The sequence below is a fragment of the Streptomyces griseus genome, assembly GCF_001715295.1.
Taxonomy (GTDB): domain Bacteria; phylum Actinomycetota; class Actinomycetes; order Streptomycetales; family Streptomycetaceae; genus Streptomyces; species Streptomyces griseus_G.
In genome coordinates this window covers 1,621,695-1,642,127 of sequence record NZ_MDKB01000001.1, presented here as the reverse complement: position 1 = coordinate 1,642,127, position 20,433 = coordinate 1,621,695, and the positions used below count along the sequence as shown (strand labels likewise).

Genomic DNA, 20,433 nt, shown 5'->3' with positions numbered 1-20,433 from the left:
CACAGCACACCGCCGGCGGGGCACCTCGCGCCCGTGACCGCGGAGCCCGGGTGCGCTGCGGTCACGGCGGGCCGGGGTGCCTGCCCGCAGGAGGGCTGGAAGGCTTCCGGGACGGGCAGCGCTCCCCCGCTCCCGTCCCGGGGCAGACGCCCCGGGGCAGTGGTTGCGCACTGCCCCGGGGCGTCCGGCCGGGCAGGGCCCGGACCGCCCCTGCCCGGCCCGTAGTGCCGTGGCGGCTCCGGCCGTTCCCCGGCCGCGCTGTCCTGGGCTCCGCCCCGGTTCCCCGGCGTGGCCCGGCACCGAGGAGCTGCCCGGGGGTGGACTGGGCGCACAGGGCGTTGTGCCGGGTTCGCTCGGCGGGCCGGGGCCACTGCTGCCGGGATGCCGCTGCCCCGCACCGCCGTCGGCGGTGCGGGGCAGCGGCATCGCCGCGGGTGCGGTCAGGTCCGGGAGGTCGGCTGCAGGAGCATCTGGCGCAGTTCGGCGGTGCACATCATGTAGCCGTCGGGGGCCGGGAGGTTCTCGAGGTAGTGGGCGAGATCGGAGGCCAGGGAGAAGACCCGTACCGGGGTGCCCGCTGCGCGGGCGGACTCCACGACCCTGCGCACTGCGTCCAGGACGGCCGGGTGGCGGGTGCGGTAGGAGTCGGCGACCAGGTGGTTGCCCCGGTCCGCCGCGAGATAGAACTGCACCAGGTCCTTGATGCCGACGAAGAGTTCGCTGACGCCCGCGGCGCACATCGCGGGGGTGGCGTGGACGGCGGAGGGTGTCTCGACGAACGCGGACAGGGCAACGCCGTCCGGTAGGTCGAGATGGGATCTGAGCTGGGAGAACTCCGTCTCGTCGCTGACGAAGGGCACCGAGAGCCCTACCCGGCCGGCGTCGTCGCCGAGGTGGGTGCGCAGGGTGGAGAGCACGGTGTGCAGTGCGTCGCGGTAGGCGAGGGAGCCCAGCAGCCAGCGTGCGCCGTGCAAGCCCATCTCGGGGTTGGGCTCGACCGCGACCGGGGCGGTCTCGGTGACGTCGGCGGCATGGTCGGAGCGCAGGTCGAGCATCCGCAGGATCAGTCGCTGGCCGGGCAGGAGCGCCTGGACGAACCCGCAGAGCCTGTCTGCGAGGGCCTGCCCGTAGGCGGTGACGGCGGCGGGGCCGCCGGCCATGGCGTCGAGGGGGCTCAGGCCCAGTGCGAGGCACAGGAACTCCTCGCGGATGAAGAAGGACTCCACCCGTGCGGCGTTCGGCCCGCAGGCGTTGATGGTGGTGATGTCCTGAAGGTCCGCGATGACCGCGCACGCCGAGCCGAGGTCGTCCAGGGTGGGGCTCCTGGCCCCGGACTCGGCGGGCGGCTCCGCGCCCACGACGATCGACGCGCTCTCCAGGTACAGCGTCACCTCGCCGACCAGGTCGGCCAGGTCCGCCTCGTCGACGCGGAGCACGGGTATGCCTCTGCCGCGGCACAGGGACTGCATGTGACCGGTCAGTCCGCCGGAGCCGCAGACCACCGCGCGCGCGGCGACGATGGCGTCGTACAGCCCGGCTTCGAGGGAAGGGGCGACGAGGATGGTTCCTTCGCGTGGGCTTCTCGTCCGGTTGCAGATGCCGTGCAGCACGCTCTCGGTGCCGCCGGCCAGAAGGGATCCCACGATCCGCCGCTCGTTCCCGTTCAACTAGCCCTCCAGGTTGTCGACGTTCCCGATCCCCAGGTGCCGGCGTAGCTGCCGTGGCGTCATGGAGACGTCGTTGAGGCGTTCCACGGCGACCCGGTTGACGACTGCTCTGATCAGGCGGTCGGGCCGGGAGACGTCTGCCGGGAGTGCCGCGAGTCCGCCCAGGGAACGAAGGCTCGCGTGCACGCGGGAGTCGAGTGCCTGTCTCTGCTCGCGTTCACGCGTGGCCAGCCTTCGCACTTCCAGTACCACAGACTCCTCCAGGGCCGCGCGGGCCGCTTCCTCCGGATTGCTGGCATAGCTGCGGTAGTGGGGGTGCTGGGCCGCGATGTCGTCGAGGCCGTCCTGCCGCAGTTCCAGCTGCCCGGTCACGTGGGCCGCGACGGATACCGAGTGGTTCTTGATGGCGGCGAGGTTGAACGTGAACGCGCCGGTCCGGCCGTGCCGGACGATCTCGTCGCCCTCCCTCAGCGCGCCGACGGTGGAGACCGGGCCGGCCGGCCGCCCGTCGGCGCCCAGCAGTGTTCCGCACGCGTCGACCTCCAGGCCGCGCCCGGTGCGCTCGTGGGGGGCCGCGATGCCCTTGCGCAGGAGGTTTCGCCAGAGCGGCTGGCCGACCTTGGCGTAGTCGGACTCCCTGCCGAAGTTGGAGATCACCAGGTCCGCTTCGACGCTGTGCGACGCCTGCGGTGCGGTGACCGAGACGAGCAGCCGTCCGGACGGTGCGGGCGTGATGGCGCGCACTTTTCCCCGGATCAGTTCCAGCGGCCCTTCAGGGGAACGCATCGCGTGGGCGATGACTCCCATCGTGTGCTCCACGGCCCCGACGCGTGACGCGGCGATGGTCGTGGCGAACTCGTCGAGCAGGTTGCGCAGTTCGTCGGTGGGGATGCGTTCGATCGCCTCGGGGAGGTAGGGCTCCCACGCCTTGGCGACGCGTTCGGAGACGACGGCGGAGGCGATGTCGGGGTGATGCTCCCGAACCGTGGCGCATGCGGTGCGCCATGCGGTCCTGACCCTGGCCAGGAACTCCTCGCGGCTGCGGTAGGGCTCCAGCAGGATGTCGGGGCGGGGCAGGCGCAGCACTGCGTGTTCGTGGGTGCCGGGGTAGGTGCGGAAGATCGTTCCGGAGGTGGAGACGAGGTGGATCGGTCCGGTGTGGCCGTTGCGCAGCAGCAGGCCTGCCGAGTCGTAGGCGCTCAGGGCGGATCCGACGATGACGACGGTGGCGTGGGAGGGGAGATGGGTGAGGGTGCGCACTGCGGTGGCGGAGTAGGGGTTGCGTACGAAGGAGGGGTGGGTGGCGACCTGTGCGGCGAAGGGCGGCTCCTTGAGTTCGAGGCCGGTGGCCAGGACGACGTGGTCCGCGCCGAGCAGCTGTGTGTGCGGGAGCGGTCCGGGGCGCAGGCCGTCGAGGCCGTTCGCGCGCAGGTGGCCCACCGTCACCTCGAAGCCCCGGTCGCACGCGTCCATGTCGAGTGCCTCACCGTCGGCTTCGACGAGGTCGACGCCGGGGCAGGACTCCCTTGCGGCTTCGGCCAGCCGGTCCTGGAGGTAGTCCTGGAAGATCCGGCGGGGTGCGGGGCCCTGCTCGGTGAAGCGGTGTGCGGCCCAGTACGGCGGCCAGGTGCGGCGGTCGGCCTCGTGGTTGGCCCAGCGGATGAAGTCGAGGACGTCCTCGCGGAAGACGGACATGCGTCCGGCCTGGATGTTGAAGACGTGGTCCCAGGGGTTGCCGTCGCGGTGGTAGGCGACTCCGGCGCCGCGGTAGTCGGGGCGCCGCTCCAGCAGGACGATCTGCAGGGGTCTTCGCGCGAAGTGGAGCAGTCGGATCGCCGTTGCGGTGCCGGCCAGGCCGGCCCCGACGACGAGGACTCGGGGGCGCGCGCCCGTTCGACTCATGAAGCCTCCCCGCTCAGCCGGCCGGGGCGGGCGGTGCCGCCCCGGCCGGTGTCGCGTACTGACTGACCCGGCGTGGCCCGAGGCGACGCCGGGTGACTGGTGTGTGCCGGGTGGGTGGAACCTGGTTGTGCTGGTGGGACGGGTGGTGTCGCCGGTCGGGCGCGCAGGGCAGGCGGCCTGCCGGGCCCGCGGGGCGGGCGGCGGGTGGGGTCAGCCGTCGAGGGCGGGTGCGGCCGGGACGTCGAGTTCCGTACGGGCGTAGTGGTTGAAGTAGTTGGTGTAGAGGTTGACGGCGACGTGGACGAACAGCTCGGTCAGCTGGGTGTCCGTCCAGCCCTGGGTGAGGGCTTCGTCCCAGGCCGTGTCGGAGACCTCGCCGACCTCGCCGGCGATCTGCCTGGCCACCTGGAGCAGGGCGGTGAGTTTCGTGTCGTGGTCCGTCTCTCCCCGGCGGATCGCCACGGTCTGGGCCTCGGTGAGGCCTGCGGCCTTCGCCGAGAGCGTGTGGGCGGACTGGCAGTAGGCGCACGCGTCGACCGCGCCGACGGTCAGGGCTATCGCCTCGCGTGTGCGGGCGTCGAAGGTGCCGTGTTCGGCGATGGCCGTGCTGATCGCCGCGTAGGCCTCCAGGACCACGGGGGCGTGGGCCATCTCCGCGTGGATGTTGAGGACTCTGCCGAAGCGCTTCTCCAGGCGGCGCAGGGTCTGCCTTCCGGCTGCGGGCGCGCTGTCGGCGGTGTGGGCGGGAATCCGCGGCATGTGCTGCCTCTCCTCGGTGGTGGTGGTTCCCTGTGCCCGGGGCGTGCCGGGACGGCGTGGCCGCGGGGCGGCTGTGGTGTTCCTGTGTCACGGCCGCTTCTCCCTTGCACGGGGGCGCTCGGGGTGTGCTGCGGCTCGCGCCGGCCGCACGGGGTGCGGGGCGGTGGCCGGGGCCCGGGATCCCTCAGCAAGGGGGGAGATGCCGGGCGTGGGGCGATCCTCAATCGTATCTGTGGGGTCTCTTCCCATGATTCGAACCAGCCTGGTGATGGATCGGCTTGTGTCGTCACCGGTCTTCGCGATGTGTCGTGCCGGTCAGCGTGCCCGGTGGGACGGCGGGGGCTGCCGGCGGAGCCCGCACGGGGCGCCGCGGGGATGCCGCGCTGGGACGAACAGGCGTGGCCGGTGGCCGCCTGCCCTGAGATGACGAAGGAAAGGAACGCTGATGGCCGACGTGCGGCCCTACTACGAACTGCGCCATCTCGTCGGATTCGAGGAGACCAATCTGGTCGGCAACGTCTACTACGTCAACTACGTGCGCTGGCAGGGCCGGTGCCGGGAGATGTTCCTGCTGGAGATGGCCCCCGAAGTCCTCGACGACATCCGCGAGGACCTGAAGCTGTTCACCGTCTCGGTGAGCTGTGAGTTCTTCGCCGAGATCACCGCGTTCGACCAGTTGTCGATCCAGATGCGCCTGGAGGAGCTGACCCAGACGCAGATCGTCTTCACCTTCGACTACGTGCGGTTGCACGAGGGCACCGAGAAGCTGGTGGCCCGTGGCCGGCAGCGGGTGGCCTGCATGCGCGGGCCCAACAACGACACCCGGCCCACGAGGGTGCCCGAGGCTTTGCGGCTGGCCCTGGAGCCGTACGCCGCGCAGGTGTCGGCGTCAGCTGCCGTTCGCGGGGGCTGAGGTGGCACGGGGCGTGTCCGGGACGTGGGCGGGGTGCGGGCCGGTGCCGTAGCCCTGCGCGACGATGCGGTGGGCCGCTTGCCGGTAGTAGCCCTCCTCGGCCGGGACGTCGGTGGCCAGGCAGCTGACGTAGCGGTTGTACATGCAGAAGGCCGCGGCGATCAGCACGGTGTCGTGGATGTCGCTGTCCTGGGCGCCTTCGGCGCGGGCCGCGGTGATCGCGTCGTCGGAGACGGGGCGGGCGTGGTGGCGCACTTCGGCGGCGATCCGCAGCAGGGCGCGCAGCCGGGGGGTGATCGGTGCGCTGTCCGGGCCGGCGTGCACGGCCCGGACCGTGTCGGGGCCGCCGTCGAGCTGTGCGGCGGCGGCCGCGCCGTGCGTCCCGGCGCAGAAGGGGGTGCTGTTGAGCTGGGAGACGTAGGCCGCGATCAGCTCGCGTTCGCCGCGGCTGAGGGAGGCCGGTTCGCGCAGCAGTGTGTTGGCGAGGTGGTTGAGCGGTGCGGCGGTGTCGGGGCGGTGGGCCATCAGGCCGCGGATGCCGGGTTCGTCGTTGCCGAGCGTGATGTGGGGCATGGGCACGTCCTCGTCTGTCGTGCGGCGGTAGACCCGTCCATGTTCCTGAGGCCGTGGCCGGTGGCCAACTCCTGTCGTGCTGAGTTCGGTTCGGTTGCCGGGCGTCTGTTTCGGGGGCCGGGGTGCCTTGTGCGGGGACGGCGCAGGGGTGTGGGGGGGCGGCGTGGCCGGTGGCGGGCTGTCGGGGTGGGCGGCGGCCGGGCCGGTGGTGTTCGTGTGTGGTGGCCGGGGTCGTTGCGGGTTGTTCACCGTCCCTGTAGGGGGTGTCAGGGTCCTTGCGGGTGTGGAGGCCGTCGTCTGGTGCCCGGTTGCGTCGTGGGTGGGCTGGGCGCACGGCGGTGGGGGTGGTCGCGGGCCGGGAGGGGGTGTGCGCATGACCGAAGATGCCCCGGTCCTGGCCGTCGGCCGACGATGAGGCCCCCGCCACCCCTTCCGTTCGGTGGCCGGCCGAGGAGGCGCCACGTGGCAACGGCAATGGGCTCTTTGCGTAGTTTTCTGATGGCTCCGTCGCTGCGTGACGTGAGCTTCGCCGGGCGTGGGTTCCCGGTGACCGAGACCGCTGCCACCCGGCAGTTGGAGTCCATCCCGCAGGCGGTGGTGGCCGGCTTCGAATGGGGTGTGGGGTCCAGGGACCTGTGGGAGATCGAGCGGCGGCTGGCGCTGGTGGACCCGCAGGTGCGGGGCTTCGCGTACGAGGGGGCGACGATGGCGTCGGTGATCCGGGACGCGATGCCCGGCCGTGGTGGGCGCACCCGGGAGTTGCTGCAGGGTGCGGGGCGGCGGCACATCTTCTTGAACTACATCGGTATCGGGTTCGCGATGGCGAGGCTGCCCCGGGTGCTGTGGAAGAAGGTCGTGCCCGGTGATCTGGTGGGTGAGGAGTTCTATCCGCCGATGAGCTGGCTGGCCGTCGACGGGTACGGCTTCGACCGTGCTTATTTCGATCCGGTGCGCCGGGTCCAGGAGCAGCGGCGGGAGACCCCTTACGCGTGGGAGGGGGACGCGGACTATTTCCGGCGGGCGGTGGACCAGGGTGTCGGGCGTGCTCTGTGGTTCATCCACGGTGCGCGGGTGGGTCAGGTCAGTTCCGCGGTGCGGGCGTTCGCCTCGGAGCGTGAGCCGGATCTGTGGGCGGGTGTGGGGCTGGCCGCCACGTTCGCGGGGTGTTCCACGGCCGCCGAACTGGGCGTGCTGCGGGCCGAGGCGGGTGAGCTGTGGGGGCATGTGGCGCAGGGGGCCGTCTTCGCGGCGAAGGCCCGTCATTTCTCCGGGACGGTCCCCGAGCACACGCGGACCGCGTTGCACGCGCTGGCCGGGATCAGCGTCGAGGCGGCGGCCGCGCTCGCCGATGCGGCCGCTCCCGTTTCGGGTGGGGCCGGTGGGGTTCCGACGTATGAATTGTGGCGCCGTGCGGTGCGTGAACGGCTTCTCCCGCATACCCGTCAAGCATTCCTGGAGTAGCCGTCCGGGTGCGCCTGTCGAATATCGTCTTACGAACGGGAATTCAGGCAGCGGATCGAGGGGCGGTATTTCAGGTGTCCATGATGCGTGCGCTGAGGCGCCGAGTCCTCACGCCCAGTGTCCGGGAAACGCAACTGGAAACACGCGGGTTCCACGTCAAGAACGCGGAGGCGAAGCAGCAGCTGGAAACGGTCGGGGTGAGTTTTCTCCAGGGGTATGCGTACGCGGTCGAGGCGCGCTCGGCCGAGCAGGCGGCCGGCTGGCTGGAGACGGTGCCGGTGGCTTTCCGGGGTTTCGCCTACGAGGGTGCCGGTATGGGGGCCGTCATGCTGGATGCGCTGACGGGGGGCCGGCGGCTGGTGGGGATCCTGGAGGGCGGGGGCCGGCGCCACACCTACATGGTCCATGTCGGTGTCGGCTGGGCGATGGCCAGGCTGCCGCGGTTCCTGTGGCCGGACGTGAGTGGTTTCGATCCGGTGCTGCGCTGGCTGATCCTGGACGGGTACGGCTTCCACCAGGCGTACTTCAGGACCGACGCCTACGTCCGTGATCCCGGCCTGGAACACCCTTTCAGCTGGAAGGGGGGGCCGGATGCCTACAGTGCCCGCGTCATCGACCAGGGCATCGGCCGTGCCCTGTGGTTCGTCGGCGGCACCGATCCGGATGTCGTCGCCGAGCTCATCGATGCCTTTCCCGCCCACCGTCACGGTGACATGTACGCCGGCGCGGGGCTCGCCTGCACCTATGCGGGCAGTGCCGACGAGGACGAGCTGCGGCGGTTGGCCAAGCACGCGGGTGAGCACCGGCCGAACCTGGCGCAGGGTTCCGCGTTCGCCTGCGAGGCGCGGGAGCGGGCGGGTACGACGATCGCGCACACGCATGTCGCCGCCCGTGTGCTGTGCGGGGGCCGGACGCCGGGGGAGGCCGCCCGGGTGTGTACGGACGCGGCGCCCGAGGGGTGCGACGGCGGCGATATTCCCGCATTCGAGACCTGGCGGCAGCACATCGCCGCAGAGATCACTTCTGTTCCGCACGCGTAGAGAGGTGCCGGCATGACACACCCGATTTCCTGGCTGCGTAAGCAAGCGCCCGGAGTCCTTGCACTCATTCTCATGGTGGGCACCTTTTATGCGGTGAAGCCGCATGAGTCGAGTGCTGCCGATAAAACGGAGATGGCGAAGAAGTTCGCCTTCGAGCCGATGGCGATAGCTATGCCGGGCGGATACACGAGGCAGAGTGTCCGCAAGGTCAACAAGGCTTACAAGCATATCGAGGCGTGGATCTCCTCGGTCGGTGCGGGCGTCGCGATGAACGACGTCGACGGTGACGGGCTGCCCAACGATCTGTGCGTCAGCGACCCGCAGATCGACCAGGCCGTGGTCACCCCCGCGCCGGCGCCGGGCCGCAGGAGCGCGTCGTACGCGCCGTTCACGCTCGACGTGGCGCCGCTGCCCAGGAGCGACATCATGGCCCCGATGGGCTGCGTCCCCGGTGACTTCAACGAGGACGGTGCGATGGACCTGCTGGTCTACTACTGGGGCCGTACGCCGGTGATCTTCCAGGCGAAGAGGGAGCCGGGCAGGGACACCACGACCATGGACCGGACGGGTTTCGAGCCCGTCGAGCTCGTCCCGGGCGAGGGCGGCCAGGAGTACACCGGCCCGTTGTGGAACTCCAACACCGCGACGGTCGCGGACTTCGACGGTGACGGGCACAACGACATCTTCATCGGGAACTACTTCCCCGACAGTCCCGTGCTGGACGACAGTGCGGACGGCGGTGTGACGATGAACGACTCGCTGTCGCACGCCCAGAACGGTGGTGGCGGCCACTTCCTGCGCTGGACGCCCTCGGGTTTCGAGCAGGTCCACGACGTGCTGCCCAAGGGCATCGACCGGGGCTGGACGCTGGCGGTCTCGGCCACCGACCTGGACGGGGACCAGCGGCCGGAGTTGTACCTGGCGCACGACTTCGGGACCTCGGCCCTGCTGTACAACAGGTCGGTCCCCGGTACGTTCAGGTTCAGTCAGGTCAAGGCCGTGCACACGGCGACCACTCCGAAGTCCAAGGAGATCGGGCGCAGTTCCTTCAAGGGCATGGGCGTCGACTTCGGTGATCTGGACAACGACGGCCTGTACGACGCGTTCGTCTCCAACATCACCACGTCCTTCGGTATCCAGGAGTCGAACTTCGCCTTCGTCGCGACGGCCGGTGACACCTCGCAGCTGCGTGCCCGTTTCCGGGAGGGCGTCGCCCCCTACAAGGACGAGAGCGCACCGCGGAATCTGGCGTGGTCGGGGTGGGGCTGGGATGTGAAGATGGGTGACTTCGACAACGACGGGATCCAGGAGATCACCCAGGCCGTCGGCTTCGTCAAGGGCAAGCGCAATCGCTGGGTCCAGCTCCAGGAGCTCGCCACCGCCAACGACTCGCTGCTCAGGCATCCCCGTTTCTGGCCGCGTGTGGAGGAGGGCGACGACCTCGCCGGTGACCAGCACCTGCGCTTCTACGTCCAGGACAAGGACGGCGAATCGTACAGTGACCTGTCGGAGCGGCTCGGCCTGGCCGTTCCGGTGCCCAGCCGGGGCATCGCCACCGGCGACGCCGACGGCGACGGGCGCCTGGACATGGTCGTGGCACGCCAGTGGGAGGACCCGGTCTTCTACTGCAACATGAGCCGGGGCACCGGCGCCTACCTGAACCTCGATCTCACCGACGAGGCCGGTTCGCCCGTGATCGGCGCCCAGGTCACCGTGACCCTGGCCGACGGCAGTACCCGTATGGGCCGTGTCGACGGGGGCAGCGGCCACTCCGGCAAGCGCAGCCAGGACGTGCACATCGGGCTCGGCGCGAAGGCCGGGGGCCCGCTCGTGACCCGGGTGACCTGGCGTGACCGCGAGGGTCAGGTGCACAGCAAGGACCTGAGGCTGGCTCCCGGCCGGCACTCGCTTCAACTCGGCGCCGACGTGAAGGAGAAGTGACCGTGCCCCCATCCAAGGCGAACACGTCTGCCGCCCCCCGGCACGACGTGAAGGTGATCACCGCACTGCGCCGGTTCGCGATCTCGATCTCGGTCCTCAACATCGCCGGGTACACCTTCCTCGGTTTCGAGCAGCCCTGGCTGTGGCCGTTCGTCGCGGTCCTCACCGCCTACGTGGTGGAGATCGGGCTGGAGATGGTCAGTGCCCGAAGTGACGGGCGCGCACCGCGCTTCGCGGGCGGGGGCCTCAAGGGGATGGTGGAGTTCCTCTTCCCCGCGCACATCACCGGTCTCGCGGTGAACATGCTCACCTACGTCAACGACCGTGTGTGGGTGCTGGTGTTCGGCGTCATCGTGGCCGTCGGCACCAAGTGGGTGCTGCGAGCCCCGCTCAAGGGGCGTATGCGGCACTTCATGAACCCGTCGAACTTCGGCATCACGGTGATCCTGCTGCTCTTCCCGTGGGCCAGCATCGCACCGCCCTACCACTTCACCGAGTACCTGTACGGGCCCGCCGACTGGGTCCTGCCGGCGATCATCCTGGTCCTGGGCACGATGCTGAACGCGAAGCTGACGGGCCGTATGTGGCTGATCGGCGCCTGGCTGGTCGGGTTCGTCGTGCAGGCGGTCGTCCGTGGCCTGGTGACGGGGACCTCCATCCCCGCGGCGCTGGGCATGATGACGGGGGTGGCGTTCGTCCTGTTCACGAACTACATGGTCACCGACCCCGGCACCTCCCCCTCCAAGCGTTCCTCCCAGATCGCCTTCGGTGCCGGGGTCGCCGCGATGTACGGGGTGCTGACCGGGCTCGGTATCGCCTACGGCATCTTCTTCGCCACCGCCCTGGTCTGCCTGATCCGCGGCGGCTACCTGTGGGGCCTGCACTTCCTGGCGAAGCAGCGTGCGGCGGCGGACCTTCAGGCGGCCGCGGCCCCGGTGGAGCCGTCCCCGGTACAGCCGGTGGGGCAGGTGGCCGCCGTAGCGGCTTCGGGGGCTGTCGCGGCCCCGGCTCCCGCTGTTGTGGGCGCGGGAGCGGTCACCGCGGCACCTACCGGTGATCCGTGCCAGGACGGTACCTGTTTCCACGGCAAGTGCGCGTCGCTGCGGGCGGCGGCGCAGGAGAAGAAGATGGCGGTGCCGGAATGAGCCGGATAGCGATCGTCGGCGTGTCGTGCAGGTATCCCGACGCCACGACGCCGCGGGAACTGTGGGAGAACGCGGTGGCCGGGCGGCGGGCGTTTCGCCGGCTGCCCGACGTGCGGATGCGTCTGGAGGACTACTACGACCCCGATCCCACGGTTCCCGACACGTTCTACGCCTCCAACGCCGCTGTGCTGGAGGGGTGGGAGTTCGACCGTGTCGCCCACCGCATCGCGGGCAGCACCTACCGTTCCACCGACCTCACGCACTGGCTGGCGCTGGACACCGCCACCCGGGCGCTGGCCGACGCCGGGTTCCCGGCCGGGCAGGGGCTGCCCCGGCAGCGCACCGGCGTCGTCGTCGGCAACACCCTGACCGGTGAGTTCGCCCGCGCCAACATGATGCGGCTGCGCTGGCCGTACGTACGCCGGGTCCTGGCCCAGGCGCTCCAGGGGCAGGACTGGGACCAGGAGCGTGTGGGTGAGTTCCTCCAGGGGGTGGAGGACGCCTACAAGAAGCCGTTCCCCTCCGTCGACGAGGACACCCTGGCCGGCGGTCTGTCGAACACGATCGCGGGCCGGATCTGCAACCACTTCGACCTCAACGGCGGCGGATACACCGTCGACGGTGCGTGCTCGTCCTCGCTCCTGTCGGTCACCACCGCCGCGACGTCGCTGCTGCACGGCGACCTCGACGTCGCGGTCGCCGGGGGTGTGGACCTGTCCATCGACCCGTTCGAGATCATCGGCTTCGCCAAGACCGGGGCGCTCGCCCGGAACGAGATGCGTCTCTACGACCGTGGTTCCAACGGTTTTTGGCCCGGTGAGGGCTGCGGGATGGTCGTCCTGATGCGTGAGGAGGACGCCCTGGCCGGCGGGCACCGTATCTACGCCTCCATCGCCGGCTGGGGTATCTCCTCCGACGGGCAGGGTGGCATCACCCGCCCCGAGGTGGCCGGTTATCAGCTCGCCCTGGCCCGCGCCTACGAACGGGCCGGCTTCGGCATCGAGACGGTGCCGCTCTTCGAGGGGCACGGCACCGGTACCGCCGTGGGCGACGCGACCGAACTCCGGGCGATCATGGGCGCCCGCGCCCAGGCCGATCCCCACGCCCCCAGCGCCGTCATCAGCTCCATCAAGGGCATGATCGGGCACACCAAGGCCGCCGCCGGTATCGCCGGGCTGATCAAGGCGACGATGGCGCTGGACTCCGCGACGCTGCCGCCCGCCATCGGCTGCGTCGATCCCCACGAGCTGCTCACCGGGGAGTCGGCCAACCTACGGGTCCTGCGCAAGGCGGAGGCCTGGCCCCAAAAGGCACCGCTGCGCGCCGGGATCACCGCGATGGGCTTCGGCGGGATCAACACCCATGTCGTCCTCGACAAGGCCTCCCCCGCCGGGCGCCGGGCCCCCAGCCGCCGCTCCACCACCCTGGCCAACTCGCTCCAGGACGCCGAACTGCTGCTGGTGGACGCCGAATCACCCACGGCCCTCAAGGAACGCCTCCTGCGGGTCGCCGACTTCGCCGGCACACTCTCCTACGCCCAGCTCGCCGATCTGGCCGCCACCCTCCAGCGTGAACTGCGCGACCTGCCCCACCGGGCGGCCGCCGTCGTCACCTCACCGCAGGACGCGCAGCTGCGGCTGCACCGGCTGGCCGAAACAGCCGGCACACCGAACGGCGGGGAACGCCTCACCCTCCTGGCCGACGGCCGGGCCGTCCTGGGCCGGGCGACGGGCGATGCCCGGATCGGCTTCCTCTTCCCCGGCCAGGGCTCGGGCACCTCGACCGACGGCGGGGCGCTCGCCCGCCGCTTCACCGAGGCCGCCGACGTGTACCGCGAGGCCGGCCTGCCCACCACCGGCGACATGGTCGCCACCGACGTGGCCCAGCCCCGCATCATCACCGCCTCCACCGCCGCACTGCGTGTCCTGGACGCGCTGGGCATCGAGGCCGGCATCGCCGTCGGCCACAGCCTGGGCGAACTGGGCGCCCTGCACTGGGCGGGCGCCCTGGACTCCACCACGGTCCTGGAGGCGGCCCGGGCCCGCGGAGCGGCCATGGCCGAGCACAGCGCGCCGGGCACCATGGTCTCCCTGGCCGCGACCCCCGAGCAGGCCGGGGAACTCATCCACGACCTGCCCGTGGTCATCTCCGGCTACAACGGCCCCCACCAGACCGTCGTCGCCGGAACCCCCGACGCCGTCGCCACCGTCACCGAACGAGCCGGGCGGGCCGGTGTCACCTGCACCAGCCTCGCGGTCTCGCACGCCTTCCACTCCCCCCTGGTCGCGCCCGCCGCCGACGCTTTCGGCGCCTGGCTCGCCACGGCCCGCACGGGCCCGGTCAAGCGCCGCGTCGTGTCCACCGTCACCGGCGGCGAACTGGAACACGGCACCGACCTGCCCGGCCTGCTGCGACGCCAGATCACCGAACCGGTCCTGTTCACCCAGGCGGTACGGTCGGCCGCCCCCCACGCCGACCTGTTCGTCGAGGTCGGCCCCGGCCGGGTCCTGACCACCATGGCGAGGGCCACCGCCGACGTACCGGCCGTCGCCCTGAACACCGACGACGAGTCCCTGCGCGCACTGCTCCAGGTCGTCGGCACCGCCTACGTGCTGGGCGCCCCGGTCATCCACGAGCGGCTCTTCAACGACCGCCTGACCCGGCCGCTGGAGATCGGCACCGAGTTCAGCTTCCTGGCCAGCCCCTGCGAGCAGGCCCCCGACATCACCCTGCCCGCCCCCCGCGGACCACGCAGCGGCCACGACCACGACCACGGCCACGGCCACGGCCACGGCCACGGCGACGACGCCACCGCGCAGGCGGGCGGGCAGGCACCGCAGTCGGCGCTCGGCGTGCTGCGCACCCTGGTCGCCGGACGGGCGGAACTGCCGCCCGAACTCGTCGACGAGAACAGCAGTCTCCTGGACGACCTGCACATGAGCTCGATCACGGTCGGCCAGATCGTCAACCAGGCCGCCGCCCAGCTCGGCCTCACCGCCGCCCACGTACCGACCAACTTCGCCACCGCGACGGTGGCCGAACTGGCCGAGGCACTGACCACGCTCGCCGGGACCGGCGAGAGCACACCCGGCCCCGCACCCGTGGTGACGGGCTCCGCCGCATGGGCCCGCCCCTTCGCCGTGGACCTGGACGAGGCCCCGCCGCCCACCCCCCTGCCGGGCGGCACCGACGGGCCCTGGGAGGTGTTCACCACCCCCGGCCACCCCTTCGCCCAGGACGTGCGAAACGCCCTTCAGAACGCCGCGGTGGGCCCGGGCGTGCTGGTCTGCCTGCCGCCCCACTGCACCCCACGGGAGATCGAACACGCCCTGAACGGTGCCAGGGCCGCCCTCGCGGGCGACCGCGAACGCCGCTTCGTCCTGGTGCAGCACGGCCCAGGCGCGGCCGGCCTCGCCAAGACCCTCCACCTGGAGGCACCCCACCTGCGGACCACCGTCGTCCACACCCCGGTGACCCAGGGCGCTCCCCCACGCGTGGCGGCCGAGGTCGCGGCGACCACCCGGTTCAGCGAGGTCCATCTCACCGAGGACGGCACCCGCCATGTCCCGACCCTGCGCGCCCTGCCGGTACGCGCCCAGCGCACCGAGCAGGTACTGCAGGACAGCGACGTCCTGCTCGTGACCGGCGGAGGCAAGGGCATCACCGCCGAGTGCGCCCTGGCCGTGGCCCGGCAGACCGGCGTCCGGCTGGCCGTCCTGGGCCGCTCGGACCCGGCCCACGACGAGGACCTGGCCGCGAACCTGCAACGGATGGCGGACAGCGGGGCGACGGTGCGCTACGCCGCCGCCGACGTCACCGACCCGGCAGCCGTCGCGGCGGCCGTCGGCGAACTCACCGCCGCGCTCGGCCCCGTCACCGCCGTGCTCCACGGGGCGGGCCGTAACGAGCCCGCCGCCCTCACCGGCCTGGGCATGGACGACTTCCGCTCCACGTTCGCCCCCAAGGTCGAGGGGCTGCGCACCGTGCTGGAGACGGTCGGCGCGCAGAACCTGAAACTCCTGGTCACCTTCGGCAGCATCATCGGCCGGTCCGGACTGCGGGGCGAGGCGCACTACGCCACCGCCAACGAATGGCTGGCCGACCTCACCGAACAGGTCGCCCGCGACCATCCGGGCTGCCGCGCCCGGTGCGTGGAATGGTCGGTGTGGTCCGGTGTCGGGATGGGCGAGAAACTCTCCGTGGTGGAGTCCCTGTCCCGCGAGGGCATCGTCCCCCTCTCCCCCGACCAGGGCGTCGAGATCCTGCTGCGGCTGATCGCGGACCCCGACGCCCCGGTGGTCACGGTGGTCAGCGCCCGCACCGAAGGAATCGCGACGGTACGCCGCGACCTCCCGCCGATGCCGCTGCTGCGGTTCACCGGAACCCCGCTGGTGCGCTACCACGGTGTCGAACTCGTCACCGAGACCGAACTGAACGCCGGAACCGACCTCTACCTCACCGACCACCTCCTGGACGGCAACCTGCTGCTGCCCGCGGTGATCGGGATGGAGGCCATGGTCCAGGTGGGGGCCGCGCTCACCGGACGCGGCGACGTACCGGTCATCGAGAAAGCCCGGTTCCTGCGGCCGATCGTGGTACCGCCCGCGGGCACCACCCGTATCCGGATCGCGGCCACCGTCACCGACACCGACACCGTGGACGTGGCCATCCACGCCCAGGACACCGGCTTCGCCGCCGAACACTTCCGGGCCCGGCTGGTCTACCGCCAGGCCACGATCCCCGACGGGCCACCCCACCGGACCGGCCCGGACGTCCCGGCCGCACCGCTGGACCCGGCCAGCGACCTGTACGGCGGTGTCCTCTTCCAGGGCGAGCGCTTCCAGCGGCTGCGCCACTTCCACCGGGCAGCAGCCCGCCACGTCGACGCGGATGTCGCGATCGGCGCACCGTCGGGCTGGTTCGCCGGCTTCCTGCCGGACACGCTGCTGCTGGCCGATCCCGGGATGCGGGACGCGCTGATGCACGGCAACCAGGTATGCGTCCCCGACGCGACCCTGCTGCCCTCCGGCATCGAGCGGCTGTACCCGATGGCCGCCGGACCGGATCTGCCGCAGGAGGTCCGCTACTGCGCCACCGAGCGTCACCGCGACGGCGACACCTACGTGTACGACATCGTGGTCCGCACGGGTGAGGGCACCGTCGTGGAACGGTGGGAGGGGCTCACCCTGCACGCCGTACGCAAGACGGACGGCGCCGGGCCGTGGGTCGCCCCGCTGCTGGGCTCCTACCTGGAGCGGACGGTGGAAGAGGTACTGGGCACCCACCTCGACATCGCCGTCGAACCGGACCTGCCCGGCGCGGGCAAGTCCCCACGCGAGCGGCGCGCGGCCACCCGGCGGGCCCTGCAGCGGGCCCTGGGCGAGAGCGTGAAGGTGCGCTACCGGCCCGACGGGCGCCCCGAACTCGCCGACGGCCGGCACATCTCGGCCGCGCACGGCCTGGGCGTGACCCTGGGGGTCCACGCCGCGCAGAAGGTGGCCTGCGACATCGAGGCGGTCAGCGTACGCGAGGCCACCCGGTGGGCGGAACTCCTCGGTGAGCACGCGGAGCTGGCCGCTTTGGTCGCCAAGGAGACGGGCGAGGCCCCCGACACCGCGGCCACGCGTGTGTGGAGTGCGGTCGAATGTCTCAAGAAGGCCGGGCTGACGGCCCCGGCATCCCTGACCCTGATGCCACCGGACAGGGAGAACTGGGTGGTCCTGAGCATGGGCGCACTACGGATCGCGACGTTCGTCACGGCGCTGCGCGACGTGCTGGAACCCGCGGTGTTCGCCTTCCTCGTCGACGGCGAGGACGCCACCGCAAGGACCCGGCCGTGACCGGCCCGGCAGGCCACCACCCAGGCCGGGCCCCCGGTACCGGCCAGGCCCCCCGCACCGATCCCCGACACGCCGGCACGAGCGTCGGCGTCCTGCGCGGCCGGGACCCGGCCGCCGACAGGGAGGCAGACATGAGCCCGGCAACCGTCCCGTCCATGGAACGCGTCGACCTGAAGGACCGCAGGCAACTACGGGGCGCGTTCGGCACGTTCCCCACCGGAGTCACCGTGGTCACCGTCGGCGGGACCTCCCCGCGCGGCATGACGGCCAACTCCTTCACCTCCGTGTCCCTGTCCCCGCCCCTGATACTGATCTGCGTCGGCAAGGACGCGCTGATGCACGACAGCCTGGACCGCTCACAGACGTTCTCGGTATCGATACTGGACGCCGGCCAGGAAACCGTGGCACGCCACTTCGCCGACCACTCGCGCCCCGTAGGGGCCGGCCAGTTCGACACCGTCGGCTGGCAGCCCGGACCCGAGTCCGGGTCACCCCTGATCACCGGCGCGGTGGCCCATCTGGAATGCCGGAAGAAGAAACTGTACGAAGGCGGCGACCACACCATCTTCCTCGGCGAGGTCATGTGCGCGGTGCGCTGGCCCTTCCGCGAAGCGCTGCTGTTCTCCGGCGGCCGTTTCCGGCGGCTTTCTCCCGAACCCGGCGAAGGCGAAGCGGCATGAGGACCGACCCACCGGGCCCGCCGGCCCGTGCCCTGCCCGGGCTGCTGCGGAAGTTCGCCGTCGACCGCCTGGGCATGATGAAGGACGCGGCCGCTCTGGGCGACGCCGTACGGGTCTCTTTGGGGCCCAAGAAGCTCTACATCTTCAACCGGCCCGACTACGCCAAACACGTCCTCGCCGACAACAGCACCAACTACCACAAAGGCATCGGCCTCGTACAGTCCCGCCGGGTCCTGGGCGAGGGCCTGCTGACCAGCGACGGCGAGGTATGGCGGGCCCAGCGCCAGACGGTCCAGCCCGCGTTCAAGCCCGGGCGTATCAACCGGCAGGCACACGCCGTCGCGCAGGAAGCGGCCAAACTGGTCGCCCTCCTCGGCGCCCAGGAAGGACGCGGCCCCCTCGACGTCCTGAAGGAAGTCACCACCCTCACCCTGGGAGTACTGGGCCGCACCCTGCTCGACTCCGACCTCACCCCCCACACCACCCTCGCGCCCGCCTTCGAACAGGTCCAGGACCAGGCGATGCTGGAGATGGTCTCCCAGGGCCTCGTGGCGAGCTGGCTCCCCCTGCCCGCGCAGGCCCGCTTCCGCCGGGCCCGCCGTGAGCTGTACCGGGTGGCGGACGTGCTGGTCGCCGGCCGGCGTGCCCGGATACACGCCGAGGGCCCGGGTGATGACGCCCTGTCACGGATCATCGAGGCGGCCGACCGGGCGGGCAGCACGCCCGGGCAGGCCCGTGACCGGCTCCGGCAGGAACTGGTCACCCTGCTCCTGGCCGGGCACGAGACGACGGCCAGCACCCTCGGCTGGACCCTCCACCTGCTGGAACGTCACCCCGAGGCCCGCGCCGCTGTCCGCGAGGAAGCCAGAAAAGTCCTGGGCGACCGCCTCCCGGACGCCGAGGACCTGCACCGGCTGTCCTGGACGACCATGGTCGTCCAGGAAGCCATCCGGCTCTACCCGCCGGTATGGGTCCTGCCCCGGGTAGCGCAACAGGCCGACGAAGTCGGCGGATACACCGTATCGGCGGGTGCCGACGTCCTGGTCTGCCCGTACATCATGCACCGGCATCCCGGGCTGTGGCAGGACCCCGGGCGTTTCGATCCCGAACGTTTCGCTCCGCACGCGGTGGCCAGCCGCCCCCGGTATGCCTACATCCCGTTCGGTGCGGGACCGCGTTTCTGCGTGGGCAGCAACCTCGGCATGATGGAAGCGGTCCTCGTGACCGCGTTGATCACCCGGGACCTCGATCTACGTACCGTTCCCGGACACCGGGCGATCGCGGATCCCATGCTGTCGCTACGGATGCGTGGCGGGCTCCCGATGACGGTGAGCGCGGCACGCTGATGAAGGAATGGGAACGACAACGGCCCGCCCGCCGCGGGAGACCACACCTCCGTGTCCGGACCCGCCCACCACGAATCCCCACCCACCACACCCACCACACCCACCAGGCAGACCACGCAGACCGGGCAGACAGAACCGACCCCACCCACCGGGCAGACCGGGCAGACCGCACCGCCTGGGCAGACCGCACGGAACGAACCGACAGGCCGGGACGAACGGACCGGACCGACGAGACAGGACGGGCACACCGGACCGACGAGGTGGACCGCACCGGCTGGGCGGACCGGACCGGCTGGGCGGACCGCACCGACCGGGCCGGTGGGGCGGGCGCCCACACCGGCCAAGCCCACCAGACGCACGGGGCGGGCCGGACAGGCGACACCGACCGAACTGACCAGACACCCCGAACCGGCCGGGCGGGACGAACCGGCCACACCAACCATACGAACCGGCCCTACCGCAGCAATGAGGCACCCCGGACCGACAGGTCGGACCGAGCCGACCAGGTAGACACCAACCTCACCAACCTCACCAACCTCACCAACCATGCGCACCACACAGACCCGATGGACAAGGCGCACCGAACCGGCTGGGCGGACCGCACGGACCGCACGGACCGCACCAACCAGGCGGAACGAACCCACCCCACCGACCGGACGCCCTGGATCGACGGGGCGGAACGGGCCGACCGCACCGACCGGACGCACCACACAGACTCCACGGACCAGGTGCACCGAACCGGCCGGGCGGACCGCACGGAACGAACCGACAGGCCGGGACAGCCGGACCGGATAAACAACACCGACCGAACTGACCAGACGCACCGAACCGACAGAGCGGGACGGTCGGACCGGCCGGACCGGACCGACGAGATGAACAGGGCCGACCGGACCGACCGGGCAGACCGCACGAAACGAACCGGCTGGGTGGACCGGGCCGACCTAGCGCACCACACCGACCGAAACAAGCAGGCGGACCGAACCCACCACACCGACCGGGCGAACCGCACGAAACGAACCGATGGGCTGGGGCGGGCGGGCCGGGCCGACGACACAGCAGAGCCCACCGATCAGACAGACCACGCGAGCCGGGTACACCAGGCCGGCTGGAAAGACCGCTCGGACCGCACCGGCGGGGCGGACCGGATCGACGGGGCACACCGAACC

Annotated in this window: 12 protein-coding genes and 1 pseudogene; 9 read left to right on the top strand and 4 right to left on the bottom strand. The window is 71.3% G+C overall.

All coding sequences use genetic code 11. The annotated features are described in order from the left end of the window. Positions 1 to 440 precede the first annotated feature (440 nt). The 3 genes from BA175_RS06430 to BA175_RS06420 all read right to left on the bottom strand — a co-directional run bounded on the left by BA175_RS06430 (position 441) and on the right by BA175_RS06420 (position 4,328). A complete protein-coding gene (locus BA175_RS06430; protein WP_069170210.1) occupies positions 441 to 1,667 on the bottom strand; it encodes a putative PEP-binding protein in 1,227 nt (408 codons plus the stop codon). Then, positions 1,668 to 3,569: an FAD/NAD(P)-binding protein gene (locus BA175_RS06425; RefSeq protein WP_069170209.1), complete on the bottom strand. Its 1,902-nt coding sequence runs from the start codon at positions 3,567 to 3,569 to the stop codon at positions 1,668 to 1,670. It lies immediately after the preceding gene. 210 nt (positions 3,570 to 3,779) lie between these two features. Next, entirely contained in the window at positions 3,780 to 4,328 is a 549-nt protein-coding gene (locus tag BA175_RS06420; RefSeq protein WP_069170208.1) for a carboxymuconolactone decarboxylase family protein, read from the bottom strand. Positions 4,329 to 4,773: 445 nt separating this feature from the next. Between BA175_RS06420 and BA175_RS06415 the strand changes: the two genes are divergently transcribed. Continuing rightward, positions 4,774 to 5,241 (top strand): acyl-CoA thioesterase, encoded by a 468-nt coding sequence (locus BA175_RS06415; RefSeq protein ID WP_217493212.1) that lies wholly within the window; start codon positions 4,774 to 4,776, stop codon positions 5,239 to 5,241. On the opposite strand, the gene BA175_RS06410 is transcribed toward BA175_RS06415, so the two are convergent. Continuing rightward, a complete protein-coding gene (locus tag BA175_RS06410; protein ID WP_079159396.1) occupies positions 5,218 to 5,814 on the bottom strand; it encodes a carboxymuconolactone decarboxylase family protein in 597 nt (198 codons plus the stop codon). The genes BA175_RS06415 and BA175_RS06410 overlap by 24 nt on opposite strands. 462 nt (positions 5,815 to 6,276) lie before the next feature. Here BA175_RS06410 and BA175_RS06405 point away from each other — a divergent pair, with 462 nt between their 5' ends. The 8 genes and pseudogenes from BA175_RS06405 to BA175_RS31405 all read left to right on the top strand — a co-directional run. Next, a complete protein-coding gene (locus BA175_RS06405) occupies positions 6,277 to 7,275 on the top strand; it encodes a DUF1702 family protein (protein ID WP_175420751.1) in 999 nt (332 codons plus the stop codon). Positions 7,276 to 7,355: 80 nt separating this feature from the next. Beyond that, on the top strand, positions 7,356 to 8,315 hold the full coding sequence (locus tag BA175_RS06400; protein ID WP_217493215.1) for a DUF1702 family protein: 960 nt from the start codon (positions 7,356 to 7,358) through the stop codon (positions 8,313 to 8,315). 12 nt (positions 8,316 to 8,327) lie between these two features. Next, complete coding sequence (locus BA175_RS06395; protein WP_079159394.1) at positions 8,328 to 10,256, top strand: CRTAC1 family protein; 1,929 nt, start codon at positions 8,328 to 8,330, stop codon at positions 10,254 to 10,256. Further along, a complete protein-coding gene (locus BA175_RS06390) occupies positions 10,253 to 11,401 on the top strand; it encodes an enediyne biosynthesis protein (protein WP_069170205.1) in 1,149 nt (382 codons plus the stop codon). Before BA175_RS06395 ends, BA175_RS06390 begins: the two co-directional genes overlap by 4 nt. Beyond that, entirely contained in the window at positions 11,398 to 17,241 is a 5,844-nt protein-coding gene (locus BA175_RS06385; RefSeq protein ID WP_069170204.1) for a type I polyketide synthase, read from the top strand. Before BA175_RS06390 ends, BA175_RS06385 begins: the two co-directional genes overlap by 4 nt. 131 nt (positions 17,242 to 17,372) lie before the next feature. Beyond that, positions 17,373 to 17,921, top strand: coding sequence for an NADH-dependent FAD reductase SgcE6 (gene sgcE6 / locus BA175_RS06380; RefSeq protein ID WP_069170367.1), 549 nt, complete (start codon positions 17,373 to 17,375; stop codon positions 17,919 to 17,921). Beyond that, entirely contained in the window at positions 17,918 to 19,267 is a 1,350-nt protein-coding gene (locus BA175_RS06375; protein ID WP_069170203.1) for a cytochrome P450, read from the top strand. The genes sgcE6 and BA175_RS06375 overlap by 4 nt, the downstream gene beginning before the upstream one ends. Positions 19,268 to 20,139: 872 nt before the next feature. After that, positions 20,140 to 20,433, top strand: a pseudogene (locus tag BA175_RS31405) (hypothetical protein); the annotation flags it as partial.

Bases quoted from the DNA above. Each gene is read 5' to 3' on its own strand.
- BA175_RS06425 (WP_069170209.1), bottom strand. From the start codon at position 3,569: ATGAGTCGAACGGGCGCGCGCCCCCGAGTCCTCGTCGTCGGGGCCGGC.
- BA175_RS06420 (WP_069170208.1), bottom strand. From the start codon at position 4,328: ATGCCGCGGATTCCCGCCCACACCGCCGACAGCGCGCCCGCAGCCGGA.
- BA175_RS06415 (WP_217493212.1), top strand. From the start codon at position 4,774: ATGGCCGACGTGCGGCCCTACTACGAACTGCGCCATCTCGTCGGATTC.
- BA175_RS06410 (WP_079159396.1), bottom strand. From the start codon at position 5,814: ATGCCCCACATCACGCTCGGCAACGACGAACCCGGCATCCGCGGCCTG.
- BA175_RS06400 (WP_217493215.1), top strand. From the start codon at position 7,356: ATGATGCGTGCGCTGAGGCGCCGAGTCCTCACGCCCAGTGTCCGGGAA.
- BA175_RS06395 (WP_079159394.1), top strand. From the start codon at position 8,328: ATGACACACCCGATTTCCTGGCTGCGTAAGCAAGCGCCCGGAGTCCTT.
- BA175_RS06385 (WP_069170204.1), top strand. From the start codon at position 11,398: ATGAGCCGGATAGCGATCGTCGGCGTGTCGTGCAGGTATCCCGACGCC.
- sgcE6 (WP_069170367.1), top strand. From the start codon at position 17,373: ATGAGCCCGGCAACCGTCCCGTCCATGGAACGCGTCGACCTGAAGGAC.
- BA175_RS06375 (WP_069170203.1), top strand. From the start codon at position 17,918: ATGAGGACCGACCCACCGGGCCCGCCGGCCCGTGCCCTGCCCGGGCTG.